The organism is Gymnodinialimonas sp., from assembly GCF_059726805.1.
On record NZ_AP041059.1, the window covers coordinates 4,103,898 to 4,126,205 of the forward strand.

Here is a 22,308-nt window from a genome sequence, read left to right on the forward strand (position 1 = left end):
CTTTTCGCACGACTAGATTTCCGCGGGGAACGACGGAAACTCATCAAGAATCAACCGCGTAAACGCAACGATTTCGCTGATCGCTATGTGTACGTTGTCTTGGTGCGTCGCACCTTGCGTATTTCGCAGCGTCCACGTCGGAAGCGCCAAGAGCTTATTGTACTTAATATCGATAAGCTTGCGTGTTTTTGTGTGGACTGAAAGGTTGGCCGTTAGGGGCGAGTGGAAGTCGGGGCTCGTTCGAAAACTGAACCTTACCGTTGGTCCTCCGGCTGAAATGTCCAAGACGGCAAGGCCCGTAAACCAAACGGAAGCGTAGCGTTCTACGGCGAACCTCCAATCCAACGGGAGGCCAGCTTGTTGCGAGGCTTCTTGAACAATTTCAGCGAAGCTATCCGTCGACATGTGGCGATCCGCAAGGGCTTGGCACATGTCATAAGTCGCCGCAAAATCTTTCCAGTGTGCACTATATGCGGAAACGAAATCGTACCACAGATCGCCGGGCTTCCTGGGTGGGACGTGTGGCCCCGCAAGCACTTGATTGATGCAGAAATCCACCGGATGACAGTCCAACTGCCTTTGCTCGATTATGCTTGCTGCGATATCCAGCGCGACTTTTGGGCTTCTGAAATTCGCGATGGCTGGCTCTTGGTATGCCTTCGACATGAATCGTCGAACCCAAGGTTGGAGTTCCTTTAAGATCATGTCGCGCGTCCACGTGTTTGCTTTCCTCGACGCTGACTGGATGCCGCCTTTCCGTCAAGTCGGTCAAAAGGCGAACACCCACGCAGCAGGTTGCAAGCATTGTGATCACACTCTCCAATCCTGTGATCACAACGCCCCATTCTGCGGCGTTAAGCCCCACACTTCCTTCGAAAAATACAACCCTAGCGCGTGACTACGCGCGAAAATCCCCTTACTTCTGTTCAGAACGACCGGAACCAGCCCGACCCGACGGCAATCTTTAAGGGGGACTCCAGCCATGGCCGACGTCAACCGCGGCAATCGCCCGCTTTCACCTCATCTGACGATCTATAAACCGCAGCTGAACTCCATCACCTCGATCCTCGTGCGGATCACCGGCAACGCGATGCTGGTCTCGGCGATCCTGGTGGTCTGGTGGTTGATGGCCGCGGCCTCGGGGCCTGCATATTTCGCCACGATCGACGGGCTGATCACCTCCTTCCTCGGCGATATCGTCATGTCGCTCTCCGTCCTCGGCCTCTGGTTCCACGCGCTTGGCGGCGTGCGCCACCTGGTGTGGGACGCGGGCTACGGGCTTGATCCAGAGACGGGCGACAAGATGGGCTGGGGCATGATCATCGGCTCCGTCGCGCTCACCTTCCTGACGCTCATCGCAATCTGAGGAGACGCAAGATGGCTTATGTAACCGACCGCAAACGCGTCTCTGGCCTGGGTTCCGCCAAGGGCGGCACGGCGCAGCATTGGACGATGACCGTCACCTCGGTGGCGCTTTTGATCCTGACGCCGTTCTTTCTGGGCATCATCGGCTCTGCGCTGGGGACCGAGCACGCGAGTGTTGTGGCCACCCTCGGCAAGCCCGTGCCTGCGCTGATCGTCGCAGCCTACCTTGTCGTTGGCATGCACCACCTACGTTTTGGGATGCAGACCCTGCTGGAAGACTACACCCATGGGCTGACCAAAAAGGTCTCGATCATCGCGACCACCATTATCGCCTACGGGCTGGCCGCTGGCGGCCTTGTGGCCCTGATGCAAATCGCGCTTTGAGGAGCTGACGATGAAAGACACTCAATCCCCCGCCTACGCGCTGACCCACCACACCTATGACGTTGTCGTCGTGGGGGCTGGCGGCTCTGGCCTGCGCGCGACCCTCGGCATGGCCGAACAAGGCCTGAAAACGGCCTGCATATCCAAGGTGTTCCCGACGCGCTCCCACACCGTGGCCGCGCAAGGCGGCATCGCCGCGTCGCTCGGCAACATGGGGCCGGACCATTGGCACTGGCATATGTACGACACCGTTAAGGGCTCGGACTGGCTCGGCGACACCGATGCGATGGAATACCTCGCGCGCGAAGCCCCCAAGGCGGTCTATGAGCTGGAACATTACGGCGTGCCCTTCTCGCGCACCGAGGAAGGCAAGATCTACCAGCGGCCCTTCGGCGGCCACACGACCGAGTTCGGCGAAGGCCCCCCCGTGCAGCGCACCTGTGCCGCCGCCGACCGGACGGGCCATGCCATTCTCCATACGCTCTACGGCCAGAGCCTCAAGAACGACGCGGAATTCTTCATCGAATACTTCGCCACAGATCTGCTGATGGATGACGAGGGCCAATGCGTCGGCGTCGTCGCCTGGAAGTTGGACGACGGCACGATGCACGTCTTCCACTCCAAGATGTGCGTGCTGGCGACCGGCGGCTATGGCCGGGCCTATTTCTCCGCCACCTCCGCCCACACCTGCACCGGTGACGGCGGCGGCATGGTCGCGCGGGCGGGTCTGCCCCTGCAAGACATGGAGTTCGTGCAGTTCCACCCCACCGGGATCTTCGGCGCTGGTTGCCTGATCACCGAGGGCGCGCGGGGCGAGGGCGGCTACCTCACCAACTCCGAAGGCGAGCGGTTCATGGAACGCTACGCCCCCACCTACAAGGACCTCGCGTCGCGCGATGTGGTGTCCCGCTGCATGACGATGGAGATTCGCGAAGGGCGCGGTGTGGGGGCGGACAAGGACCACATCCACCTGCACCTGAACCACCTGCCCAAGGAAACCCTGGACCTGCGCCTGCCGGGCATCTCGGAATCCGCGCGCATCTTTGCGGGCGTGGACCTGACGAAAGAACCGATCCCGGTGCTGCCCACGGTCCACTACAACATGGGCGGTATCCCCACCAACTACCTGGGCGAAGTGCTGAACCCCACCGCAGATGACCCGATGAAGATCGTGCCCGGCCTGATGGCCGTTGGGGAAGCGGGCTGTGCCTCCGTCCATGGCGCCAACCGCCTCGGCTCCAACTCGCTCATCGACCTCGTGGTCTTTGGCCGCGCCGCCGCGATCAAGGCGGGTGAGGTTGTGGACCCGAACTCCAAGAACCCCGACGTGCCGCAAAGCCAAATCGACAAGGCGCTGGCGCGGTTCGACGATGTGCGCCACGCCTCTGGCGCGGTGCCCACGGCGGAACTGCGGTTGGAGATGCAGAAAACCATGCAGGCCGACGCCGCCGTCTTCCGCACCGACAAGACCCTGGCCGAAGGGCTGGAGAAGATGGTCGGCGTGGCGGGCAAGATGGACGATGTGGCCGTCACCGACCGGTCGATGGTCTGGAACTCGGACCTGATGGAAACGCTGGAGCTGACCAACCTGATGCCCAACGCGCTGGCCACGATTGCGGGCGCAGAGGCGCGCAAAGAAAGCCGTGGCGCCCATGCGCACGAGGATCACCCTGACCGCGACGACGAGAACTGGCGCAAGCATTCGCTGGCGACGGTGGATGGCAACAAGGTCGACCTCGACTACCGCGCCGTGGGCCTGTCGCCGCTGATCGGCCATAACGAGGGCGGCATCGACATGGACAAGATCAAGCCGAAGGCGCGGGTCTACTGATGCGACTGGCGCTTCTGATTTCTCTGCTCCTTGCCGCTTTCCCGGCCCTTGCCGACACGTCGGTCGAGCAACTGCACGGCCAGATCGTGACCGACACAGTGGGGGCGGGCTTTACGGAGGCGCAGGCCCAAGCCATCGCGACCTGCTTCACCTCTCGGATGACTGAGGCAGAGGCAGAAGCCGTTCTTGCAGATTCGGAGCTGGAAGCGCAGCAACAGGCATTGGCCCAGATGGCCGACTATGACCAAGCCCTGGCCTGCACAGTGGAGACCCTAGGATGACCCGAGCCCTCTTTTGCACCCTCAGCTGCCTCGCCCTTGCGGGGTGTTTCTCGTCCAACGAAACGCGCGTCATCGTGCCCCAACCGGCAGCGGGCGCGTATGAACCTGCGGCGGGCTGCGTGGACGGCTTTGGCGCGATCCAGTCCGGGACATCGATCTGCGTGGGCGCGTCTGGATGAAGACGAGCGCGGTGATCCTGGGCCTCGCTCTGCCCCTGACGGCCTGCGTCGGGTTCCAGGACGTGGCCGATCAACTGGCACGCCAGCAAGCGCGGACGTTCGTGAATGCCGAGGTCGAGCAGCGCTTTCCCGGCGTGGATGCCACGCCGATCACCAATTGCGTCATCGACAACGCCTCGGCCCAGGAGATCGTGACCATTGCGGGCGGCATTGCCCTCGGCAATACCGAAGCCGCGTCCAACACTGTCAGCACCATCCTGCAACGTCCCGCAACGCTGCAATGTACCGCCGGAAACTACCTCGACGGCCTGTTCCGGGGGCTGTCGTGATGCGTGCTGCCGCACCCCTCCTCGCGTCTGCGACGCTCCTCGCAGCCTGCGGGCCCGGGCAGGCGCCATCACAAGCAACGGCCGAGCGGTTGTGCGCCCAGGAGGCGCGGCAAGCCGATGGCATTTCCGGCAGCATCGGCGTGGCAGGCGGCACCGGCGGCCCCTCGGCCTCGGGCCGCGTGACCATCACATCAGACATCCTGAACCCAAGATCCGAGGCCGACGCGCTGGCCGACTGCGTCGCCCGCCGGATGGGCGGGCAACCTTCGCCCCGCGGCGGCGGCCTGACCGTCGGCATTTCAGCCGGTGGCAGCCTATGACACATCAGAACACCCCCCGAGGAGACATCCCAAATGGTTGAACTCACCCTCCCCAAGAACTCCCGCATCACCCGCGGCAAGACCTGGCCCAAACCCGAAGGTGCCACGAACCTGCGCAAGTTCCAGATCTACCGCTGGAACCCAGATGACGGAAAGAACCCTTCCATCGACACCTATTGGGTCGATATGGACACCTGCGGCCCGATGGTTCTGGACGCGCTGATCAAGATCAAGAACGAGATTGACCCGACGCTGACCTTCCGCCGCTCTTGCCGCGAAGGCATCTGCGGCTCCTGCGCAATGAACATCGGCGGCGTGAAGTCCAAGGGCACCAATACTTTGGCCTGCATCTACGGCATGGACGAAGTGCAGGGCGACATCGCCATCTACCCCCTGCCTCACATGCCCGTGGTCAAGGACCTGATCCCCGACCTCACGCATTTCTACGCGCAACACGCCTCCATCATGCCCTGGCTGGAGACGAAGACCCGTAGGCCCGAGAAGGAGTGGAAGCAATCCGTGGAAGACCGCGAGAAGCTCGACGGCCTTTATGAATGCGTCATGTGCGCCTGCTGCTCCACCTCCTGCCCGTCCTACTGGTGGAACGGCGACCGCTACCTCGGCCCCGCCGCCCTGCTCCACGCCTACCGCTGGATCATCGACAGCCGTGATGAGGCCACGGGTGAGCGCCTGGATGAGCTGGAAGATCCCTTCAAGCTCTACCGCTGCCACACGATCATGAATTGCACCAAGACCTGCCCCAAGGGCCTGAACCCGGCCAAGGCGATTGCGTCAATCAAGAAGATGATGGTCGAGCGGACCCACTAGGGCGCCCCGCCATTGGGGGCCATCCTCGCGATTTTGGGCTTGGCTTGCGTGCCCGGCCTCTGGGCCATCTGGCTGCTCGCCTTGCGCCGCGCGCCGCGCCCCTGGGCGCTGCGCCTCGCCTTGGGCTGCTTGTTCATGACGGGCGCGGCCCTTGGGCTGACGATCCTGTCCGGCGGCTTTGGGCATCCGTTGGAATTCGTGTTCTCAAGCCTTGCCGCACCAGTGCTTTTCCTGGTTGGTTTACTGGAAGCTACCTTCGTTGGCGCTTTCGTGTCGTGCACAATTGGCGCCATAGCACTCGCCGTGTGGCTGACCTTCTGTACCCGGCTGCCCCGCCCCGCCGCCATCGTTGCGGCACCGGTCCTCGGCGCGCTCACGACGATGGGGGCAATAACGTTGGAAGACAGGGTTCAAGCGGCGCGTATCACAAATAGCGCACAGGACAGGGGCGCCACCTGCTTCGTGCTTCGTCAAAGCTTTTCCGAGGCCTTGGCCCGCCAGTGGCAGGATTTATTCCTGACACGTGTCATCCCCTACGCGCACGCGGCGGCAACGATCGACGGCGTCGACCATATCTGGAGCTATCGCGAGGGCCGTTTCGTTCCCCAGCACCGCGGCTCCCCATGCCAGGCCCCAAGGAACTGAACCCGGCCAGGGCGCTTGCGTCAATCAAGAAGATGATGGTCAAGCGGACCCGCTAGGGGCGCGTGCTGGAGAACATCGGTTTGTTGTTGGTCCGGTGCCGCTGGACCAACCGCCGCACCCGCTTTCCCTTCTCGGGAATATGGCGCGCCGGAGGGGCCAGAAAGGTGGCCTCGCCCATCTGCGGGAACAGCATGTTCAGCTCTCCGCGCGCCTCGGGCGACACGGCTTTCAAGGCTTCCGGCCCGGTGTAAAGGCTCTCGGTGGGCATGCCGTTTGACCAGATGATCTGGTGGCTGTCGCATAGGAAATGCCAGTACTGCACGCCGGTACCGTCATCGCGCAGCACCTCCACCCCGTCGAGGGGCAGCAACTTGTTGGCCGCGATCAGCACCTCCTTGCGCCCGAACATCCGCATCGCCACGGCAGACGACACCAACACCCGGTGCTGCGGTGAAACGACAAGGTCCTGCCGCGGGAAGCCGGGCCCCAGGGCATCGGCGCGGATCAGGATCGGTCTGAGCCTGGGGTTCGCCCGCAATTGCGCCACGCCCACATCGCAGGACCCAATCCAGAGGATCGGCTTGAACGCCTCCTCCAGGGTGCGCACCTTGTCGCCAATGCGCAGGTGTTCCACGCGCACCAGCCCGCTTTCGGTGTCGATCAGCGTGCCCGCCGCAAAACAGATCACATCCTCAAAGTCCCCCGCCGCATTCGTCGGCCCGGTGACCTTCTGCCCCATGGTGATCGTATTGGTGCCCGGATCGTTCCAGGCGGCCGCAACGGCGGCGGTGTTCACCGTCATCCCATTGAACACTTCCAACGGCACCAACGGCCCGTTGGTGGTCTTGACGCCCCAAAGCAGGATCGTCCCGTCGGGATTGATCTCCAGCCGGACAATCGGCTCTCCGTTGGTGTTGCCCTGTTGCCAGATCTCTTGCGTGTCGACGGCGTAGATATCGCCATCGGCAAAGCGCACGGTCTGGCCCGTGGTGCCGCTGGTCTGAAACTCCAGCTCGTTTTCCGAGCCCGCGGGCCCGCCCACGAACAATTGCACGCCGTTGATTTGAATGTTGAAACTGTTGTCGAGGCTGTCGAAATCGATGACCACCCCGGTGCCGGGTGTCGTGTCGGAAAAGCTGGCCGTGCTGCCACTGGCCGTCGAAAAACTTGGCATACTTGGGTCTCTTGAACAGGATGCCTCGGTCCTTCAACGGGTCACGCCCTGTGCAAGCGTGGCCCATCAACATCCCCAAAGCCTAAGGCTCAGGTCGTCCCACGCGGGGACGTTCAAAATGCGGCAACACTTTGAATAGATTCTGATCGAGCTCCGGCACGGCGCAGAAGGGCTTACCCCAGCCCCACCAACTCCTCAAACCAGGTCATATCCGCAAACTCGCAGAACGCAGGCGCGCGCAACGGCAACGCCTCCGTGCCCAATTCCGCCTCGATCTCAGCCAAGGCCTCGCGCCACAGGGGGACCAACGCGTCGGGCAGCCAGCTGATCGGATAGGCGAAGGTCAGGTGGTGTTTGTAGGCGTCATGGGCGGCCTGGCAATACCCGAACACGCCGCTCAACGCCTCCCGCCAGGCCAATAGCGCCGCCGCATCCGCGCGCGTCGCCCCGCACAGCTCCAGCCCACCGGGGCGCACCGCCTTCACGCGCACCTCAAACGCGCCGGGCGCGTCAAACCCCGCCAACCGCTCCCGCATTTCCGCCGTCACCGCCGCCACCGAGGCATCGCGCGCCATGAATGCAGGCCAGGCATCCGCCGTCCGCCGCGCGTCCAGCACGCCCTCAAACACCGTCATGTGCAGGCTTTCGACCGGCGTGAACAGCAAGTGTTCCGCCCCCGGCAACCCCATGATCCGCTCCCGCGCGCGGACGACAGCCCTGCCGCCAGGCGTGTCCAACTCCAAGTGACAGACCACCGTGTTTCCGGGATCCGGCAGAAACCGCTCCGCATCATGGCGCTGCCCCAGCCGCATCGGGGGGGCCGCCTGCGCCGAGGCTGCAAATTGCTCCAGATCCATCGCCTTGCACCTCCGTGACCTGCCCCTATCCTAGCGCCACCGAACGGAGACGCCCATGCCCAACCGCCGCCCCAAGCAATCCCCCGCGCCCTCCGATGCCGAGGCGCGGCGCGCCATAAAACCCGTCGTCTGCTATCCGCCCGACACCCTGCCCGAGCCGCCAAACCTCGGCCCCACCACGCCTTTGGGCCCCATCGCCACAAGCATCGCCGCCCCGCGCGAGGCGGCAAGCTTCCACGCACGCGCCGGCCAGACCATCCGCATCACCTCCGTCGACGGCCCCCAAGTCGGCGATCTGAACCTCTGGAACGCCCACGACCTGACCGAGCGCTTCTTCTCCGGCAAAACCCGCGCGCTGCACGGCACCCATGTCACCACCGGCGACACGCTCTGGTCCAACCTGCCCCACCTGCGTGCCATGGCCACCGTCACCCACGACAGCCTGGATTGGTACGGCATCGACGCCTACGGAGGCGCCGTCCACGACGTCATCGGCACCCGCTGCGACCCCTATACCAACGCGCTCCTCAACAGCGGCGACCAATACCACCACTGCTGCCACTCCAACCTGACCCGAGCCCTCGCCGACGCCGCGCAAATCCCGCTGCACGCGGCCGAGCCGCACGTCCACGACGTCCTCAACGTCTTCATGTGCACCGGCTTCACCCGCGACACGGGGCAATATTTCATGAAAGCCTCCCCGGTCCGCCCCGGCGATACCCTTGAATTCCGCGCCGAAATCGACCTCCTCGGCGCCCTCTCCGCCTGCCCCGGCGGCGACTGCGGGGCGGAACACAGCTCCGACACCACCCCCTGCTACCCCCTCCAGATCGAGGTCTTCAACACCGTCCACACGAGCCTCCACACCAAGCCTCAACCCAACCCCTACAACCGCACCCACGGCCGCTAGTCCCACGCTCCGGCTCCCCTTTCATCTTGCCAGAACAACTCCGGGGGAGCGGCGCATTCTCCTAATGCGCTGCGGGGGGCAGAGCCCCCAAAACCCCGCCCCCAGAAAAAAGAAACCACACCGCAAAAAAACGTCTTGATCCGAATCCCAAACTGCCCCATCTGCGCTCCATAGACGCCAACGCACGCGCCTCTGTCACGGGTGGTAAGCTTGTCATGTTTCAAGGTCTTGAAACAGACACGGGATAACCATCGCAGTTACGTAGCGACGGTAACGTCTCCCTCTGTCCGCAACGCGTCCCCTTTAATGGGGCGTTCCGTCCACTTGGAGAACGTGATGACCGCTACCCTGACCGCCCTCACCGGGGCGCCCGTTTCCGTATCCCGCACCGAAACCTTCGCCCGCGCCCATACGTTCGAGCGTCCGACGCTGATCCTCGACGTCGACCACGTCGCGCAACAATACCGCGCGCTCGCCGCGGGCCTGGGCACCAATCAAGGCGGGGCCCACATCCACTACGCCGTCAAAGCCAACCCCGCGCCCGAAATCCTGGCACGCCTGGTGTCCGAGGGCTCCGGCTTCGACGCCGCCTCCCGCGTGGAAATCCAGATGTGCCTCGACGCAGGCGCCGCCCCCTCGCACATCTCCTTCGGCAATACCGTCAAGAAACCCTCCGACATCGCCTTCGCCCATGCCGTCGGCGTTGACGTTTTCGCCGCCGACGCGGCGGAAGAACTGGACAAAATCGCCGAGCATGCCCCCGGCGCGCAGGTTTACATCCGCCTGCTGGTGGAAGCCTCCGGCGCGGACTGGCCGCTGACCCGCAAGTTCGGCACCACCAAAGCCAACGCGCTGTCCCTCATGGCCCACGCCAAAGCGCTCCACCTGCGCCCCGTCGGCCTCAGCTTCCACGTCGGCTCCCAAACCCGCGACCCCGCCATGTGGGCGCCGGTGCTGGACGGCATCGCCGACGTCTGGACCGCCGCGCAAGCCGCAGGCTTTCCCCTTGACCTGCTGAACATCGGCGGCGGTTTCCCGGCGTTCTACGGCGACGACATCCCCCACCCCACGACCTATGCTGCAAAGGTGATGGATCTCGTCCACGCCCGCTTCGGCAATGTCCCCCGCGTAATGGCCGAACCCGGCCGCTCCATGGTGGCCGAGGCCGGCATGATCGCCGCCGAGGTCCTGCTCGTGTCTCGCAAATCCCCCGACGACCTGCACCGCTGGGTCTACCTCGACATCGGCAAATTCTCGGGCCTGGCTGAGACGATGGACGAAGCGATCCGGTACCAATTCGCCACCGACCGCGACCATGAGGCCACCGGCCCCTGCATCCTTGCCGGGCCCTCCTGCGACAGCGCCGATGTTCTCTATGAAAAACGCCCGGTCGCGATGCCCCTCGGCCTCAAAGCCGGGGACCGGATCTGGATCCGCAACTGCGGCGCCTACACGACAACCTATGCCTCCATCGGCTTCAACGGCTTCCCGCCGCTCGACGTCGTGATCCTGGACTAACCCCTACGGGACGGCGGGAGGGGCGAAGTTCATGCTCTTTGCTCAGGCAAAGAGCAGGGGCTAGCGTCTCCCCGCCGTCCCCTCCTCACCCGTAAATCTCAATCCCCGGCCAGGTCGTCCCGCCATACCGCGCCCCATGGGCAAACCCCACCGGCAACAACCGCTCGATCTGCGCCAAATCATCCGCGCTCAATTCAATCTCCAAAGCGCCCACCAGCTCCGCCAAATGCGCCGCCGACCGCGTCCCGGGGATCGGCAAAATATGCGCCCCCTGCGCCAAAACCCACGCTAAAGCTACCGCAGACGCAGCCCACCCCCGCCCCGCACACCACTCCTTGAACCCGCCAATCGCCGCCATATTCGCCTGATAATTCGGGTCCGAGAACCTGGGCGAGCCCTTCCGGAAATCCCCATCGGCAAAGGCCTCCCGCCCAGGGAACCCATCGCTTAACATCCCCCGCGCCAGCGGCGAGAACGCCACAAACGCCGCGCCCAACTCCGCACAGGCCTGCAGCATCCCCAATTCCGGCTGCCGCACCCACAGCGAATACTCCGACTGCACCGCCGCAACCGGGCCAACAGCCGCCGCCCGCCTCAACGTAAACGGCGCGATCTCCGAAAACCCGATCCCGCCGATCAGACCTTCCTCCATGAAGCCGACCATGGTCTCCATGACCCGCTCGACCTCAATCGAATGGTCCCGCCTGTGCACATAATACAACTCAACCGACGACCGCCCGAGACGCTCCAATGAGCCCTCCAAAGACGCCCGCAACCGATCCTTCGCATTACTGAAATGCCGTTCCGGCAAGCGGTAAATCCCGCCCTTCGTGGCCAGCGTCACATCCGCCCCGGTCTCGGCCAAAAACTTGCCAATCACCGTCTCGGAAACACCGTCCCCGTAGACCTCGGCCACATCCCAATGGGTGACCCCAAGATCAAGCGCCGCCTGCATGCAGGCGAAGCTCTCTTCTTCATCGGTGGCACCATAGATGCCCCCGAAACTCATGCAGCCCAGGCCAATCGGCCCAACGTCATGCCCGGCCAAAAGCCTCACGAAAACGCCGCCTCCAGCGCGATCTCCACCATGTCCGAGAAGCTCGACTGACGGTCCGCCGAAGGCAAAGCCTCTTCCGTCAGCAAGTGGTCCGACACGGTCAAAACCGCCAAAGCGCGGGCCCCGTGGCGCGCGGCCAGCGTGTACAACTCCGCCGCTTCCATCTCCACAGCCAACACGCCGTGGCGCACCATCTGCTCGTTCAGGTCCGGGCGCTCGTCATAGAACACATCGGACGAATAAATCCCGCCCACATGGATCGGAGATCCCTTCCCCTCAGCCGCCCTATAGGCTGCCTGCAACAGACCGTAATCCGCACAGGGTGCATAATTCAGCTCTCGGAAAATGCCCGAAGATGGGGTCGACAAGGTCGACGCCGTCATCGCCAGGATCACGTCGCGCAGCTTCACAGAGTTCTGCATCGCCCCGCACGAGCCGATCCGGATCAACGTCTTTGCCCCGTAATCGCGAAGCAATTCGTTGGCGTAGATCGACAGGCTTGGCATTCCCATGCCCGAGCCGTGGATGGTGACGCGATTACCGCGCCACTCCCCCGTGAACCCCAGCATGCCCCGAACTTCATTGACGCAGACCGGATTTTCCAGAAACCGCTCTGCCGCCCATTTCGCCCGAAGCGGATCGCCCGGCATCAATACCGTTTCCGCGATATCGCCTGCTGCAGCCCCAATATGGACCGTCATCAGATCGCGAACTCGTCCAATGATTTGCCAGCGGCCAGCGCGGACTTGATCCAATTGGGCTGACGCCCACGCCCGGTCCAGGTCTGGCTTTGATCTGCCGGGTTGGCGTATTTCGCCACGCCCTTGGGCCCGGATTTCGAGGCGGATTTGCCGCCCGTGAAATCATCGAGAGAAAACCCGTGCTTCTTTGCGACGGCTTTCAATTCCGCGAGGCACTCGGACCTGCGCTTCTTTTCATAACCTTTGATGGTAGCCTCCACGTCCCGCTGATGGGCTTGGAGCTCTTCCAGGCTCATTTTTTCCAGTGATGATGTTGCCAAAACGAATTCCCCTTCACTTATGGCGTCTAGTATTTAGGCACATGCAGAAAAGACACACCAAAGGCAAGTGCCCTTTTAGACATGTCCTTTTTTCGGCGTGAAAAGGCTTAGTGTTATTCTGCGGCAATTGCCGTAGGGTCAACCAACTCGACAATATCCATCATGATCCGGTTCAACTCGAAATCTTTTGGCGTATAAACACGGGCCACCCCGTATCCCAAAAGCGTTGTCCGATCCTCGTCGGGAATAATTCCCCCCACCATTACCGGAATATCCAGCTCTTCGGCCCTAATCAACGCCATGACTTCCTTGATAAGCGGAACATGGCTGCCCGACAGGATCGAAAGGCCAATAACATGGGCATTCTCGGCTTTCGCTGCGGCAACGATTTCCGTGGGTGTCAGGCGAATGCCCTCATAGCTGATGTCCATGCCGCAATCGCGCGCCCGGAAGGCAATTTGCTCGGCGCCATTGGAATGGCCATCGAGGCCCGGCTTACCGACCAGGAATTTCAGGCGGCGGCCCAGTTTGTCGCTCACCAGATCAACCGCCTCGCGGATCTCCTCCAGCCCCTCGGTCTTGTTGGACACAGCGCCCGAGACGCCCGTGGGCCCCCGGTATTCCCCATGGACGGCGCGCATGACCCCGGCCCATTCGCCGGTGGTGACGCCCGCCTTGGCGGCGGCGATGGAGGCGGGCATGATATTGCGCCCCTCGCCCGCCGCTTCGCGCAACTCCGCCAGGGCCGCCGTCACAGCGTCTGCGTCGCGTCCCTCGCGCCACTGATCCAATCGCGCGATCTGGTCCTGCTCCACCGCCGGGTCAACGACCATGATCCCGCCGTCCTCCCCCAAAAGCGGCGATGGTTCCGAGGCAGTGTATTTATTCACCCCCACAACCACCGTTTCGCCCCGCTCAATCCGGTTCACCCGGTCGGCGTTGCTCTCCACCAAACGGCCCTTCATGTAATCAATCGCCGCAATCGCGCCGCCCATCCCCTCCAGGCCCGCCAATTCCGCCCTTGCGCCCTCTTTCAATTCTTCCACCTTGGCATCCACCACCGGATTGCCATCGAACAAATCGCCGTATTCCAGAAGGTCCGTCTCGAACGCCATGATCTGCTGCATCCGCATCGACCATTGCTGATCCCAGGGGCGCGGCAGGCCCAACGCCTCATTCCACGCAGGCAATTGCACCGCGCGCGCGCGCGCCTTTTTGGAAAGCGTCACGGCGAGCATCTCGATCAAGATGCGATAAACGTTGTTCTCCGGCTGCTGCTCTGTCAGACCAAGGGAGTTCACCTGCACGCCATACCGGAACCGCCGAAACTTCAGATCGGTGACGCCATAGCGCTCTTCACAAATCTCGTCCCAAAGATCGACAAAGGCGCGCATCTTGCACATCTCGGTCACGAACCGAATGCCCGCATTCACAAAGAACGAGATCCGCCCCACCAGCGTTGGAAAATCCTCAACAGGGACCCGAGGCCGCAATTCATCCAGGACCGAGACAGCCGTCGCCAGCGCAAACGCCAATTCCTGCTCCGGCGTCGCGCCTGCCTCCTGCAAATGATACGAGCACACGTTCATCGGGTTCCATTTTGGAACCTCCTTGTAGCAATACTCCGCCACATCCGCGATCATCGCCATGGAGGGCTTCGGCGGGCAAATATACGTGCCCCGCGACAGGTATTCCTTCATCAAATCGTTCTGCACCGTGCCCTGCAGCTTGGAGACATCGGCCCCCTGCTCCTCGGCCACAGCAATATACAATGCCAACAACCAAGGCGCCGTCGCGTTGATCGTCATCGAGGTGTTCATCTGCTCCAGCGGGATGTCCCGGAACAACGTGCGCATATCGCCCAGATGCGAAACCGGCACGCCAACCTTGCCCACCTCGCCGCGCGCCAGCACATGATCGCTGTCATAGCCTGTTTGGGTCGGCAGATCGAAGGCCACCGAAAGACCGGTCTGCCCCTTCGCCAGATTGCCCCGATAAAGCGCGTTCGAGGCCTCTGCCGTCGAATGTCCCGCATAGGTGCGGATCAACCAGGGCCGATCTTTCTGGGCGGACGTCGCATCTGTCATGGGGGGCTCCGACTCAATTTCAGCAATATCGTTTCGTCAAAACGCATCTACGCGGAATAATAATACCCTGTCAATTCGCTGCACCCGCAAAGCCGCACCGCAGCACGACCCAATACCCCGATGCCCCCCATTTCCCCGTTCTCCAAATATCCCGGGGGGCAAGGGGGCAGAGCCCCCAATAGGGGTGGGAGGGTGGGCCCTCCCACCCCTTCAAAAATAGCAACCTCGTCAGCAGCACGCTCCCCCAAAAAAATTGCACCGCCCCCCATTTCCTGACACCAATCCCCCATGACGACGCCCATCACCCTGCCGCTCTGGCTCTTTATCCTGATCCTGCTCTTTGCAGCCGTCACCTTCGCGTCGCACTTCCTCTTCCCCTCGGTCCGCTGGTTCCTGCGCCGCCGCCTGGAACACGCCGTGGCCGAACTCAACAAACGCCTCAAAACCCCGATCCAGCCGTTCAAGCTGGCCCGCCGCATGGATACCGTCCGCCGCCTCGTCTATGACCCAGAGGTTGCCGCCGCCATCGTCGAGCACGCGAAATCCAACAACATCCGCGAGGACGTCGCCGCACAGACGGCCGAGCGCTATGCCCGCGAGATTGTCCCGGGTTTTTCCGCCTTCACCTATTTCTCCTTCGCCATGCGCGCCTCGCGCATCCTCAGCCAGTCGCTCTACCGGGTGCGGCTGACCAACCCCAACAACGATGCGCTCGAAGCCATCCCCGATGACGACACCGTCATCTTCGTGATGAACCACCGCTCCAACATGGATTACGTGCTGGTCACCTGGCTCGTGGCCGAACGCTCTGCGCTGGCCTACGCGGTGGGCGAATGGGCCCGCGTCTGGCCGCTGCGCGCCCTCGTGCGTGCGCTCGGGGGCTACTTCATCCGCCGCCGCCACAACAACCCGCTCTACCGCAAGGTGCTCGCGCGCTACGTCCAGATGGCGACCGAGGCGGGCCTGACCCAGGCCGTCTTCCCCGAAGGCGGCCTTTCGCGCACCGGGGGCCTGGGCAAACCGAAACTCGGCCTCATCTCCTATATCCTCGACGGCTTTCAACCCGGCAAATCGCGCAACGTCACCTTCGTGCCGGTCGCACTCAACTATGATCGCGTCATGGAAGACCGCAACCTGATCGCCGCCCAAACCGGGGGCACGGCGGGGTTCAGGTTCACCCTCCTGCCGATCTACCGCTACCTGCGCCGCCAGATCTGGCACCGGATCACCGGCAAATTCCACCGCTACGGCTATGCCGCCGTGTCCTTCGGCGATCCCCTCTCGCTGAGTGATTTCCTCACCACCCCGCACACCGACAGCGCCGAGGCTTTGGGCGAGGCGCTGATGGCGCGCATCGCCGCCGCCACGCCTGTTGTCCCCGTCCCCCTCGTGGCCCATGCCCTGCAAGGGGGCGCCCGCACGTCGCAAGACCTCAAGGCCGCCGTCCAGACCCGCATCACGCTTGCCGAGACCGAGGGCGTCGGCATTCACCTCGCTCGGGACGATCTGGACTACACGATCGAGGCCGGCCTGCGCGCGCTGGAAGAACGCGGCTTCATCGACCGCGAGGCCGAGGCGTTGACCGTGACCGAGCGGGGGGAATCCGTAGTCGCCTACTACGCCGCCTCGGTGCATCATTTGCTCAAATCAGCACCTGAGACGCCCGCCCATGAAGATCCTCTCCAACACCCCTGACCGTCTGGTCCTCAGCCAGAAACCCGGCTTCACCCTCCCCATCGCCTTCTGCGCGATCTTCTTCGCGCTGATCGTCCTTTTCGTCCTCTATCCAGAGGTCGCGGACGGCGAGTTCGTCGCCTATGGCCTCGGCTCCACCGCCTTCATCACCGTCATGACCCTCGTGATGGCACGCCGCGCGGCCCACTCCGAAATCATCTTCGACCGCACCGAAGACACCCTGACCATCAACTGGCACCGCAGGCAGGGCACCGAAACCCAAACCGTGCCGCTCTCCACGGTCACACGCGCCCACCGCAGCAGCCTGGATCGGTCCTACCGGATCGAGATCCGGGTCGAGGATGGCCGCACCCTGCCCCTGACCCCGCTCGACCGGGACGGCAATCAACTTCGCGCCATCAACCGCATCAACGACTGGCTGACAGCCGACCGCTGAGCGCTGAATGATCCGCCCCGCCTCCGCCGGCGACGGCTCACACACCCCAGACGACATAAAATTACCCAAACCGCCACTCAAGGGTTGCAATCTTGCGCACCCGCCCATATCCCTCGCAGCAGCAGCATTTGATTCCGCACCGCGGCATCACCGCCCGCGAAGGACACGTAACATGACGGAGAGCACCATGGCCCTAGATGCCCCCACCGCCGCCTACGACGCCCCGATGAAAGACCTCTACGAGATGGGCGAAATGCCCCCGATGGGCTACGTCCCGCCCAAGATGTATGCCTGGACCATCCGTCGCGAACGCCATGGCGAGCCGGACCAGGCCTTCAAGGTCGAAGTGGTGGATACGCCGGTGCTCGACAGCCACGAAGTGCTGGTCCTCGTGATGGCCGCAGGCGTCAACTACAACGGTGTCTGGGCGGGCCTCGGCCAGCCGATCAGCCCGTTTGACGGCCACGGGGCCGACTACCACATCGCGGGTTCCGACGCCTCGGGCATCGTTTGGGCCGTGGGCTCGGCGGTGAAGCGCTGGAAGGTCGGCGATGAGGTCGTCATCCACTGCAACCAGGACGACGGCGATGATGAGCATTGCAACGGCGGCGACCCGATGTTCTCCACCTCGCAGCGGATCTGGGGCTACGAGACGCCCGATGGCTCCTTCGCGCAATTCACCAACGTCCAGGCGCAGCAGCTCATGCCGCGCCCCAAGCACCTGACCTGGGAAGAGGCCGCGTGCTACACCCTTACGCTCGCCACCGCCTACCGGATGCTGTTCGGCCACGAGCCCCACGACCTCAAGCCGGGCCAGAACGTGCTGGTCTGGGGCGCCTCCGGCGGCCTCGGCTCCTACGCGATCCAGCTGGCCAATACCGCAGGCGCCAACGCGATTGCGGTGATCAGCGATGAGAGCAAACGCGACTTCGTCCTCTCCCTCGGGGCCAAGGGCGTGATCAACCGCAAGGACTTCAAGTGCTGGGGCCAACTCCCCACCGTGAACACCCCCGAATACGCCGAATGGTTCAAGGAAGCCCGCAAGTTCGGCAAGGCGATCTGGGACATCACCGGCAAGGGCGTCAACGTCGACATGGTCTTCGAGCACCCCGGTGAAGCGACCTTCCCGGTCTCCACGCTGGTCTGCAAAAAAGGCGGCATGGTCGTGATCTGCGCGGGCACCACCGGCTTCAACTGCACCTTCGACGTGCGCTACATGTGGATGCACCAAAAGCGCCTGCAGGGCTCTCACTTCGCGCACCTCAAGCAGGCCAGCGCCGCCAACGACCTCATGGTCCAGCAGCGCCTCGATCCCTGCATGTCCGAGGTTTTCCCCTGGGATGAGCTGCCCGGTGCCCACACCAAGATGCTGCGGAATGAGCATAAGCCCGGCAACATGTCCGTTCTGGTCCAGGCCCCGCGCACGGGCCTGCGGACCTTGGCCGATGTGCTGGAGGCCGGACCCGCAGCCTGATCAACCAGGCTGCAATCACATGAAAAGCCCCGCGCCAGGACACCGGCGCGGGGCTTTTTCGTGGGAAACGTCTTGGCGCAGGGCGGCCTAGAACATGAAGTCCGCGCCTTCGGCGAAGCCGACCTCGAACTGGTCGTCGGGCGATTGCATCGCCTTGACCTCGACAATGCCGGGCGCTTTGGTCTGGTTCATCCCGCCAAAGCCCACGTCCTGCATCAGCTTCTGCGCGGCATCGCGGGCGGCGTCGTCTTCATCCTTGAAAATCATCTCGTCGAAATCGCCAAAACGAAAGCCTCTCATATCATCGGCCATGGGGTGCTCCTTTCAATCAGATGGGTTGACTAAATTAGGTGATCAAATGTCGTAAAATGCGTCTTAAATTGCAGGGTCATTACACCATCTGCGCGGCGTCCTGTCAGGTACGGGAATCCCGAAGCGGTCAGGCGTGCCAGCTTGCGGGCACAGCCTCGCCAAAACGCTCCCGGCAGAAGGCGTATTGCCCTGCCAACACCTCCCGAAACGCCGCCTTCGCGTCGTCTGGCAACGGGGTGTCGACCCGCGTGCGGTTCTGGCGCTGGTCCGTGTCGCCGGGCTGATAAGGCACATCGGCAAAGGCACATAGGCGCTGCAGTGCGGGCACGGTGAACAGGTCCTCATAGAACAAGTAGAGGACGTCATCAGGCGGAAACGTGATCTCCAGATCGTCAATCGTGCCCGCGTAATCGGCGCGCGCCAGAACCGAGGGCGACCGGATCGCCTCCGCCCACCGCGTCGTCGCGGCGCTGGCGGGATTGACCTCTTGCAGGTGGCGCAATTGCGACCACAGCCGATCCACCGGGTCGCGCAGAATGTAGACCAGACGCAACCGCAGATCAGGCTGCGTGGCAAAGAAATCACGCATATACGTGAACCCGTTCAAGCCCAGAACCGAATAGGCCGGGGTCACATCGCACAGCGTCCGCGTTGCGGGCCCGGACAGCCGGGCGAAATGGCTGAAATAGGCGTTGTCGTCATAGATCATCTGCATCCGGTCAACGCTGGCCTGATAATCCGCACTCTTCAGCAGCGTTTCGACTGGGTTGCCGTCCCGGTTCAGGTGCAATCCCACCCGCTTGATGGCCAGCGCTTCCATGTCGCCCATCGCATGGGCACCGAACTTGGCGTTGAAAAAATGCAGCTCTTTCAGCGGCGAGACCGCCATTCCGGGCAAACCGGCAAAATAGCTGTGCAGCCAGCTGGTGCCGCATTTCGCCGCCCCGATGCAGACCAGAAAGGTCTTGCCCGCCAGCGCATCGACGGTCTGCAGAACCGGTTCATTCTGCGGCATGTCCCCTCTCCCCTCGTCGCGGGCCCGGCGCGCACGGCACCTGACCCGCAGCCTACATCAGCGGTCATGTCACGCGGAAGCCCATGGCGGCGGCATTTGCCAGGAACAGACTAGGCGCAGCAGGGATAACTTGGTAGCGTCCCAGCAGGAGAGACGATGGACGCTACCGTATTGACGTTTGAAATGACCGCAGTCCTTGTGCTGCTGGCGTTCACGGTTTTCCTATTTGTCTCCGAAATTATCCGCATCGATCTTGCCGCGATCCTGGTGATGTTGATCCTGGGGGGGCTCAGCACCCTGCCGGGGCTTGGCAACCTCGCCAATGGGGCCGAGCTGTTTTCGGGGTTCTCGTCCAACGCCGTGATCTCGATCATCGCGGTGATGATCATCGGGGCGGGCCTGGATAAAACCGGCCTGATGTCCAAGGTTGCCGGCCTGATCCTGAAACGCGGCGGCACGACCGAGGCGCGGATCATTCCGATCGTCTCGGGCACCGTGGGGGTCATCAGCTCGTTCATGCAAAACGTCGGGGCCGCCGCCCTGTTCCTGCCCGTAATCAGCCGCATCTCTGCGCGCACCGAAATCCCGATGAGCCGCCTGGCCATGCCGATGGGCTTCTGCGCCATCCTGGGCGGCACGATCACCATGGTCGGCTCCTCGCCGCTGATCCTGCTCAATGACCTGTTGATCTCGGCCAATCAGACCCTGCCCGATGATCAACAGATGGAGACGTTCGGCCTGTTCTCCGTCACGCCCATCGGCGTGATGCTGGTCCTGACCGGGGTGCTCTACTTCGTCCTTCTGGGCCGCTGGATCCTGCCCGTGCAGCGCGGGCGCGGGGCGGACGCGGGCGCGGGCCGCTCGATGCAGAGCTTTGTTGAGAATACCTACGGGTTGCGGGCGGACCTCTTTGAAGTGCGGGTGCCCGAAGGCTCGATCCTGGTCGGCCATACGCTGTCGGACATCATGGTCGCCCACCACATCTACATCCTGGGCACCTCCTACCGGGGCCACAAGGTCATCGCGCCAATGGCCGATACGGTGATCGAGGCGCCCGCGAGGCTGGCCGTCCTGGGCCTGCGCCGGGTGCTTCAGGATGAGTTCGCCGACCCCTACGGGCTGGAGATTCTGCCGGCCCTCGACGTCTTCGCCGACGATTTCGCCACCACGGAATCCGGCGTGGCCGAGGTCGTGATCCCGCCCGGATCCGCCGTCATCGGCCAATCCCCGATGGAGCTTCGCTTGCGCCAGACCCATGGTCTGTCGATCCTCGCCATCCACCGCGGCGAAGAAACCATGAGCCATGTGGAGACCGAGGATCATCAAGCCACCCATATCGGCGTCGTGCCCTTACAGGCGGGCGATACCTTGGTCGTCCATGTCCAATGGGAAAGGTTGACGCGGCTCAAGAACGATCAGGATTTCGTCGTCGTGACGTCCGATTTCCCGCAAGAGGAACTGCGCCCCCACAAGGTGAACTGGGCGCTGGGGTTCTTCGTGATGACCCTTGGGCTGATCCTGTTCACGGACCTGTTGTTGTCGCTGTGCCTCCTGGCGGGCGCCGTGGGGATGCTTCTGTCACGCGTCCTGTCGGTGGATGAGGCCTACGCCGCCGTCAGTTGGAGCACGGTGTTCCTTCTGGCCTCCCTCATTCCCCTGGGCCAGGCGGTGCAGAATACCGGCACCGCCGCCTGGATCGCAGAGCAGATCCTGTCTCTGCTCAATGGCTGGCCCCTTTGGTCCCTGCAGGTGGGTCTCGCGATCCTGGCCACGATTTTCACGCTGGTGATGTCCAACGTCGGGGCGACGGTCCTGCTGGTGCCGCTTGCCGTCTCCATCGCGATCACCGCAGGCGGCGACCCGGCGGTCTTTGCGCTGACGGTTGCGATTTCCACGTCGAATTCGTTCCTGATCCCCACCCATCAGGTCAACGCGCTGATCATGGGGCCTGCGGGCTACCGGGTTGTGGATTTCGTCCGATCCGGCGGGATCATGACCGTCCTGTTCCTGGTCGTCTCGATGATCGGGCTCAACCTGTTCATTTAGGACGCGCTCACGGCGCGGCGTGAACCCAGACCTCGGCCTCCGGCTCATGGGACGCGCGGGTGCCGTCCGTTGCCGCGCCCAGCCTGCGCGCCACGGCCTGGGACTTCGTGTTCGTCACATCGATGTAGCTGTGCAGCTGGTCCAGCCCAAGCGCCTCAAACGCCCATGCCTTCACGGCCCGCGCCGCTTCCGTCGCAAGGCCCTTGCCCTCTGCCCCCTCAAACAAATGCCACGCCAGTTCTTCGCTCGGCCAATCGGAATGCTTCAGCAAGCCGACCCGCCCCACGGGCAGCCCCGTCCGCCGCTCCACAACCGTGAAGAACCCGAAACCGTGCCATTGCCAATGGCCGATGCCCACAAGAAACCCGAACCAGGCCTGCTCTGCCGTAATCGTCTCGCCCTGCGCGATCATCGAGGGGGCGCTGGTCATGAACCGGGTAAAGGCCTCAAGGTCATCGCGCTGGGGTCCGCGCAAGATCAACCGTTCGGTCGTCAATGTCGGTGCGTTTGAGAGGTCTTGCATAGGGTGCCTTTCCCGGGGGGC

25 protein-coding genes are annotated in these 22,308 nt (G+C 63.2%); 15 read left to right on the forward strand and 10 right to left on the reverse strand.

The window, feature by feature from the left end:
* Nucleotides 1–12: 12 nt before the first annotated feature.
* The gene (locus AC6I9R_RS20055; RefSeq protein WP_461428368.1) at nucleotides 13–705 is read right to left on the reverse strand and encodes a hypothetical protein; all 693 of its coding nucleotides are present in this window, start codon (nucleotides 703–705) and stop codon (nucleotides 13–15) included.
* 277 nt (nucleotides 706–982) lie between these two features.
* On the opposite strand from AC6I9R_RS20055, the gene sdhC reads away from it, so the two are divergent.
* Genes sdhC through AC6I9R_RS20100 form a run of 9 tightly spaced genes read left to right on the forward strand, consistent with a single transcriptional unit; the run spans nucleotide 983 to nucleotide 6,162 of the window.
* On the forward strand, nucleotides 983–1,366 hold the full coding sequence (gene sdhC, locus AC6I9R_RS20060; protein WP_461428367.1) for a succinate dehydrogenase, cytochrome b556 subunit: 384 nt from the start codon (nucleotides 983–985) through the stop codon (nucleotides 1,364–1,366).
* An 11-nt stretch (nucleotides 1,367–1,377) separates the two neighbouring features.
* Entirely contained in the window at nucleotides 1,378–1,749 is a 372-nt protein-coding gene (sdhD, locus tag AC6I9R_RS20065) for a succinate dehydrogenase, hydrophobic membrane anchor protein (RefSeq protein WP_461428366.1), read from the forward strand.
* Between the two features lie 10 nt (nucleotides 1,750–1,759).
* Complete coding sequence (sdhA, locus tag AC6I9R_RS20070) at nucleotides 1,760–3,580, forward strand: succinate dehydrogenase flavoprotein subunit (protein WP_461428365.1); 1,821 nt, start codon at nucleotides 1,760–1,762, stop codon at nucleotides 3,578–3,580.
* Nucleotides 3,580–3,861 (forward strand): hypothetical protein, encoded by a 282-nt coding sequence (locus AC6I9R_RS20075; protein ID WP_461428364.1) that lies wholly within the window; start codon nucleotides 3,580–3,582, stop codon nucleotides 3,859–3,861. Before sdhA ends, AC6I9R_RS20075 begins: the two co-directional genes overlap by 1 nt.
* Nucleotides 3,858–4,040 carry a hypothetical protein gene (locus tag AC6I9R_RS20080; protein ID WP_461428363.1) on the forward strand — a complete coding sequence of 61 codons (183 nt, stop codon included), beginning with the start codon at nucleotides 3,858–3,860 and terminating at the stop codon, nucleotides 4,038–4,040. Before AC6I9R_RS20075 ends, AC6I9R_RS20080 begins: the two co-directional genes overlap by 4 nt.
* Nucleotides 4,037–4,369 carry a succinate dehydrogenase gene (locus AC6I9R_RS20085; RefSeq protein ID WP_461428362.1) on the forward strand — a complete coding sequence of 111 codons (333 nt, stop codon included), beginning with the start codon at nucleotides 4,037–4,039 and terminating at the stop codon, nucleotides 4,367–4,369. The genes AC6I9R_RS20080 and AC6I9R_RS20085 overlap by 4 nt, the downstream gene beginning before the upstream one ends.
* The gene (locus AC6I9R_RS20090) at nucleotides 4,369–4,689 is read left to right on the forward strand and encodes a hypothetical protein (RefSeq protein WP_461428361.1); all 321 of its coding nucleotides are present in this window, start codon (nucleotides 4,369–4,371) and stop codon (nucleotides 4,687–4,689) included. The genes AC6I9R_RS20085 and AC6I9R_RS20090 overlap by 1 nt, the downstream gene beginning before the upstream one ends.
* A 33-nt stretch (nucleotides 4,690–4,722) precedes the next feature.
* Nucleotides 4,723–5,517, forward strand: a complete 795-nt coding sequence (locus tag AC6I9R_RS20095; RefSeq protein ID WP_461428360.1) for a succinate dehydrogenase iron-sulfur subunit — start codon at nucleotides 4,723–4,725, stop codon at nucleotides 5,515–5,517.
* 12 nt (nucleotides 5,518–5,529) lie between these two features.
* Nucleotides 5,530–6,162: a hypothetical protein gene (locus AC6I9R_RS20100; protein ID WP_461428359.1), complete on the forward strand. Its 633-nt coding sequence runs from the start codon at nucleotides 5,530–5,532 to the stop codon at nucleotides 6,160–6,162.
* 52 nt (nucleotides 6,163–6,214) lie between these two features.
* Here AC6I9R_RS20100 and AC6I9R_RS20105 read toward each other — a convergent pair whose 3' ends face one another.
* Nucleotides 6,215–7,336 carry a Hint domain-containing protein gene (locus AC6I9R_RS20105; RefSeq protein ID WP_461428358.1) on the reverse strand — a complete coding sequence of 374 codons (1,122 nt, stop codon included), beginning with the start codon at nucleotides 7,334–7,336 and terminating at the stop codon, nucleotides 6,215–6,217.
* Between the two features lie 173 nt (nucleotides 7,337–7,509).
* Nucleotides 7,510–8,193, reverse strand: coding sequence for a DUF1868 domain-containing protein (locus tag AC6I9R_RS20110; RefSeq protein ID WP_461428357.1), 684 nt, complete (start codon nucleotides 8,191–8,193; stop codon nucleotides 7,510–7,512).
* A 55-nt stretch (nucleotides 8,194–8,248) separates the two neighbouring features.
* Here AC6I9R_RS20110 and AC6I9R_RS20115 point away from each other — a divergent pair, with 55 nt between their 5' ends.
* Together AC6I9R_RS20115 and AC6I9R_RS20120 are read left to right on the forward strand one after the other, a co-directional pair.
* Nucleotides 8,249–9,103, forward strand: a complete 855-nt coding sequence (locus AC6I9R_RS20115; RefSeq protein ID WP_461428356.1) for an urea carboxylase-associated family protein — start codon at nucleotides 8,249–8,251, stop codon at nucleotides 9,101–9,103.
* 336 nt (nucleotides 9,104–9,439) lie between these two features.
* The gene (locus tag AC6I9R_RS20120; protein ID WP_461428355.1) at nucleotides 9,440–10,621 is read left to right on the forward strand and encodes a type III PLP-dependent enzyme; all 1,182 of its coding nucleotides are present in this window, start codon (nucleotides 9,440–9,442) and stop codon (nucleotides 10,619–10,621) included.
* 85 nt (nucleotides 10,622–10,706) lie between these two features.
* Here the strand turns inward: AC6I9R_RS20120 and AC6I9R_RS20125 are convergent, their stop codons facing one another.
* The 4 genes from AC6I9R_RS20125 to AC6I9R_RS20140 form a co-directional block, all read right to left on the reverse strand.
* Nucleotides 10,707–11,678: an aldo/keto reductase gene (locus AC6I9R_RS20125; protein WP_461428354.1), complete on the reverse strand. Its 972-nt coding sequence runs from the start codon at nucleotides 11,676–11,678 to the stop codon at nucleotides 10,707–10,709.
* Nucleotides 11,675–12,379: a purine-nucleoside phosphorylase gene (gene deoD / locus AC6I9R_RS20130; protein ID WP_461428353.1), complete on the reverse strand. Its 705-nt coding sequence runs from the start codon at nucleotides 12,377–12,379 to the stop codon at nucleotides 11,675–11,677. The genes AC6I9R_RS20125 and deoD overlap by 4 nt, the downstream gene beginning before the upstream one ends.
* Nucleotides 12,379–12,675 carry an H-NS histone family protein gene (locus AC6I9R_RS20135; protein ID WP_461428352.1) on the reverse strand — a complete coding sequence of 99 codons (297 nt, stop codon included), beginning with the start codon at nucleotides 12,673–12,675 and terminating at the stop codon, nucleotides 12,379–12,381. The genes deoD and AC6I9R_RS20135 overlap by 1 nt, the downstream gene beginning before the upstream one ends.
* A gap of 137 nt (nucleotides 12,676–12,812) precedes the next feature.
* Entirely contained in the window at nucleotides 12,813–14,786 is a 1,974-nt protein-coding gene (locus AC6I9R_RS20140) for a protein meaA (RefSeq protein ID WP_461428351.1), read from the reverse strand.
* 288 nt (nucleotides 14,787–15,074) lie between these two features.
* Between AC6I9R_RS20140 and AC6I9R_RS20145 the strand changes: the two genes are divergently transcribed.
* The 3 genes from AC6I9R_RS20145 to ccrA all read left to right on the forward strand — a co-directional run bounded on the left by AC6I9R_RS20145 (nucleotide 15,075) and on the right by ccrA (nucleotide 18,391).
* Entirely contained in the window at nucleotides 15,075–16,481 is a 1,407-nt protein-coding gene (locus AC6I9R_RS20145) for a 1-acyl-sn-glycerol-3-phosphate acyltransferase (protein ID WP_461428350.1), read from the forward strand.
* Nucleotides 16,456–16,917, forward strand: a complete 462-nt coding sequence (locus AC6I9R_RS20150; RefSeq protein WP_461428349.1) for a hypothetical protein — start codon at nucleotides 16,456–16,458, stop codon at nucleotides 16,915–16,917. The genes AC6I9R_RS20145 and AC6I9R_RS20150 overlap by 26 nt, the downstream gene beginning before the upstream one ends.
* Nucleotides 16,918–17,104: 187 nt before the next feature.
* On the forward strand, nucleotides 17,105–18,391 hold the full coding sequence (gene ccrA / locus AC6I9R_RS20155) for a crotonyl-CoA carboxylase/reductase (protein WP_461428565.1): 1,287 nt from the start codon (nucleotides 17,105–17,107) through the stop codon (nucleotides 18,389–18,391).
* 87 nt (nucleotides 18,392–18,478) lie between these two features.
* On the opposite strand, the gene AC6I9R_RS20160 is transcribed toward ccrA, so the two are convergent.
* Complete coding sequence (locus tag AC6I9R_RS20160; RefSeq protein ID WP_461428348.1) at nucleotides 18,479–18,703, reverse strand: hypothetical protein; 225 nt, start codon at nucleotides 18,701–18,703, stop codon at nucleotides 18,479–18,481.
* Nucleotides 18,704–18,830: 127 nt separating this feature from the next.
* Nucleotides 18,831–19,718, reverse strand: a complete 888-nt coding sequence (locus AC6I9R_RS20165) for a sulfotransferase (protein ID WP_461428347.1) — start codon at nucleotides 19,716–19,718, stop codon at nucleotides 18,831–18,833.
* 156 nt (nucleotides 19,719–19,874) lie between these two features.
* On the opposite strand from AC6I9R_RS20165, the gene AC6I9R_RS20170 reads away from it, so the two are divergent.
* Nucleotides 19,875–21,764 carry an SLC13 family permease gene (locus AC6I9R_RS20170; protein ID WP_461428346.1) on the forward strand — a complete coding sequence of 630 codons (1,890 nt, stop codon included), beginning with the start codon at nucleotides 19,875–19,877 and terminating at the stop codon, nucleotides 21,762–21,764.
* Nucleotides 21,765–21,771: 7 nt separating this feature from the next.
* On the opposite strand, the gene AC6I9R_RS20175 is transcribed toward AC6I9R_RS20170, so the two are convergent.
* Nucleotides 21,772–22,287: a GNAT family N-acetyltransferase gene (locus AC6I9R_RS20175; RefSeq protein ID WP_461428345.1), complete on the reverse strand. Its 516-nt coding sequence runs from the start codon at nucleotides 22,285–22,287 to the stop codon at nucleotides 21,772–21,774.
* Nucleotides 22,288–22,308: the final 21 nt, after the last annotated feature.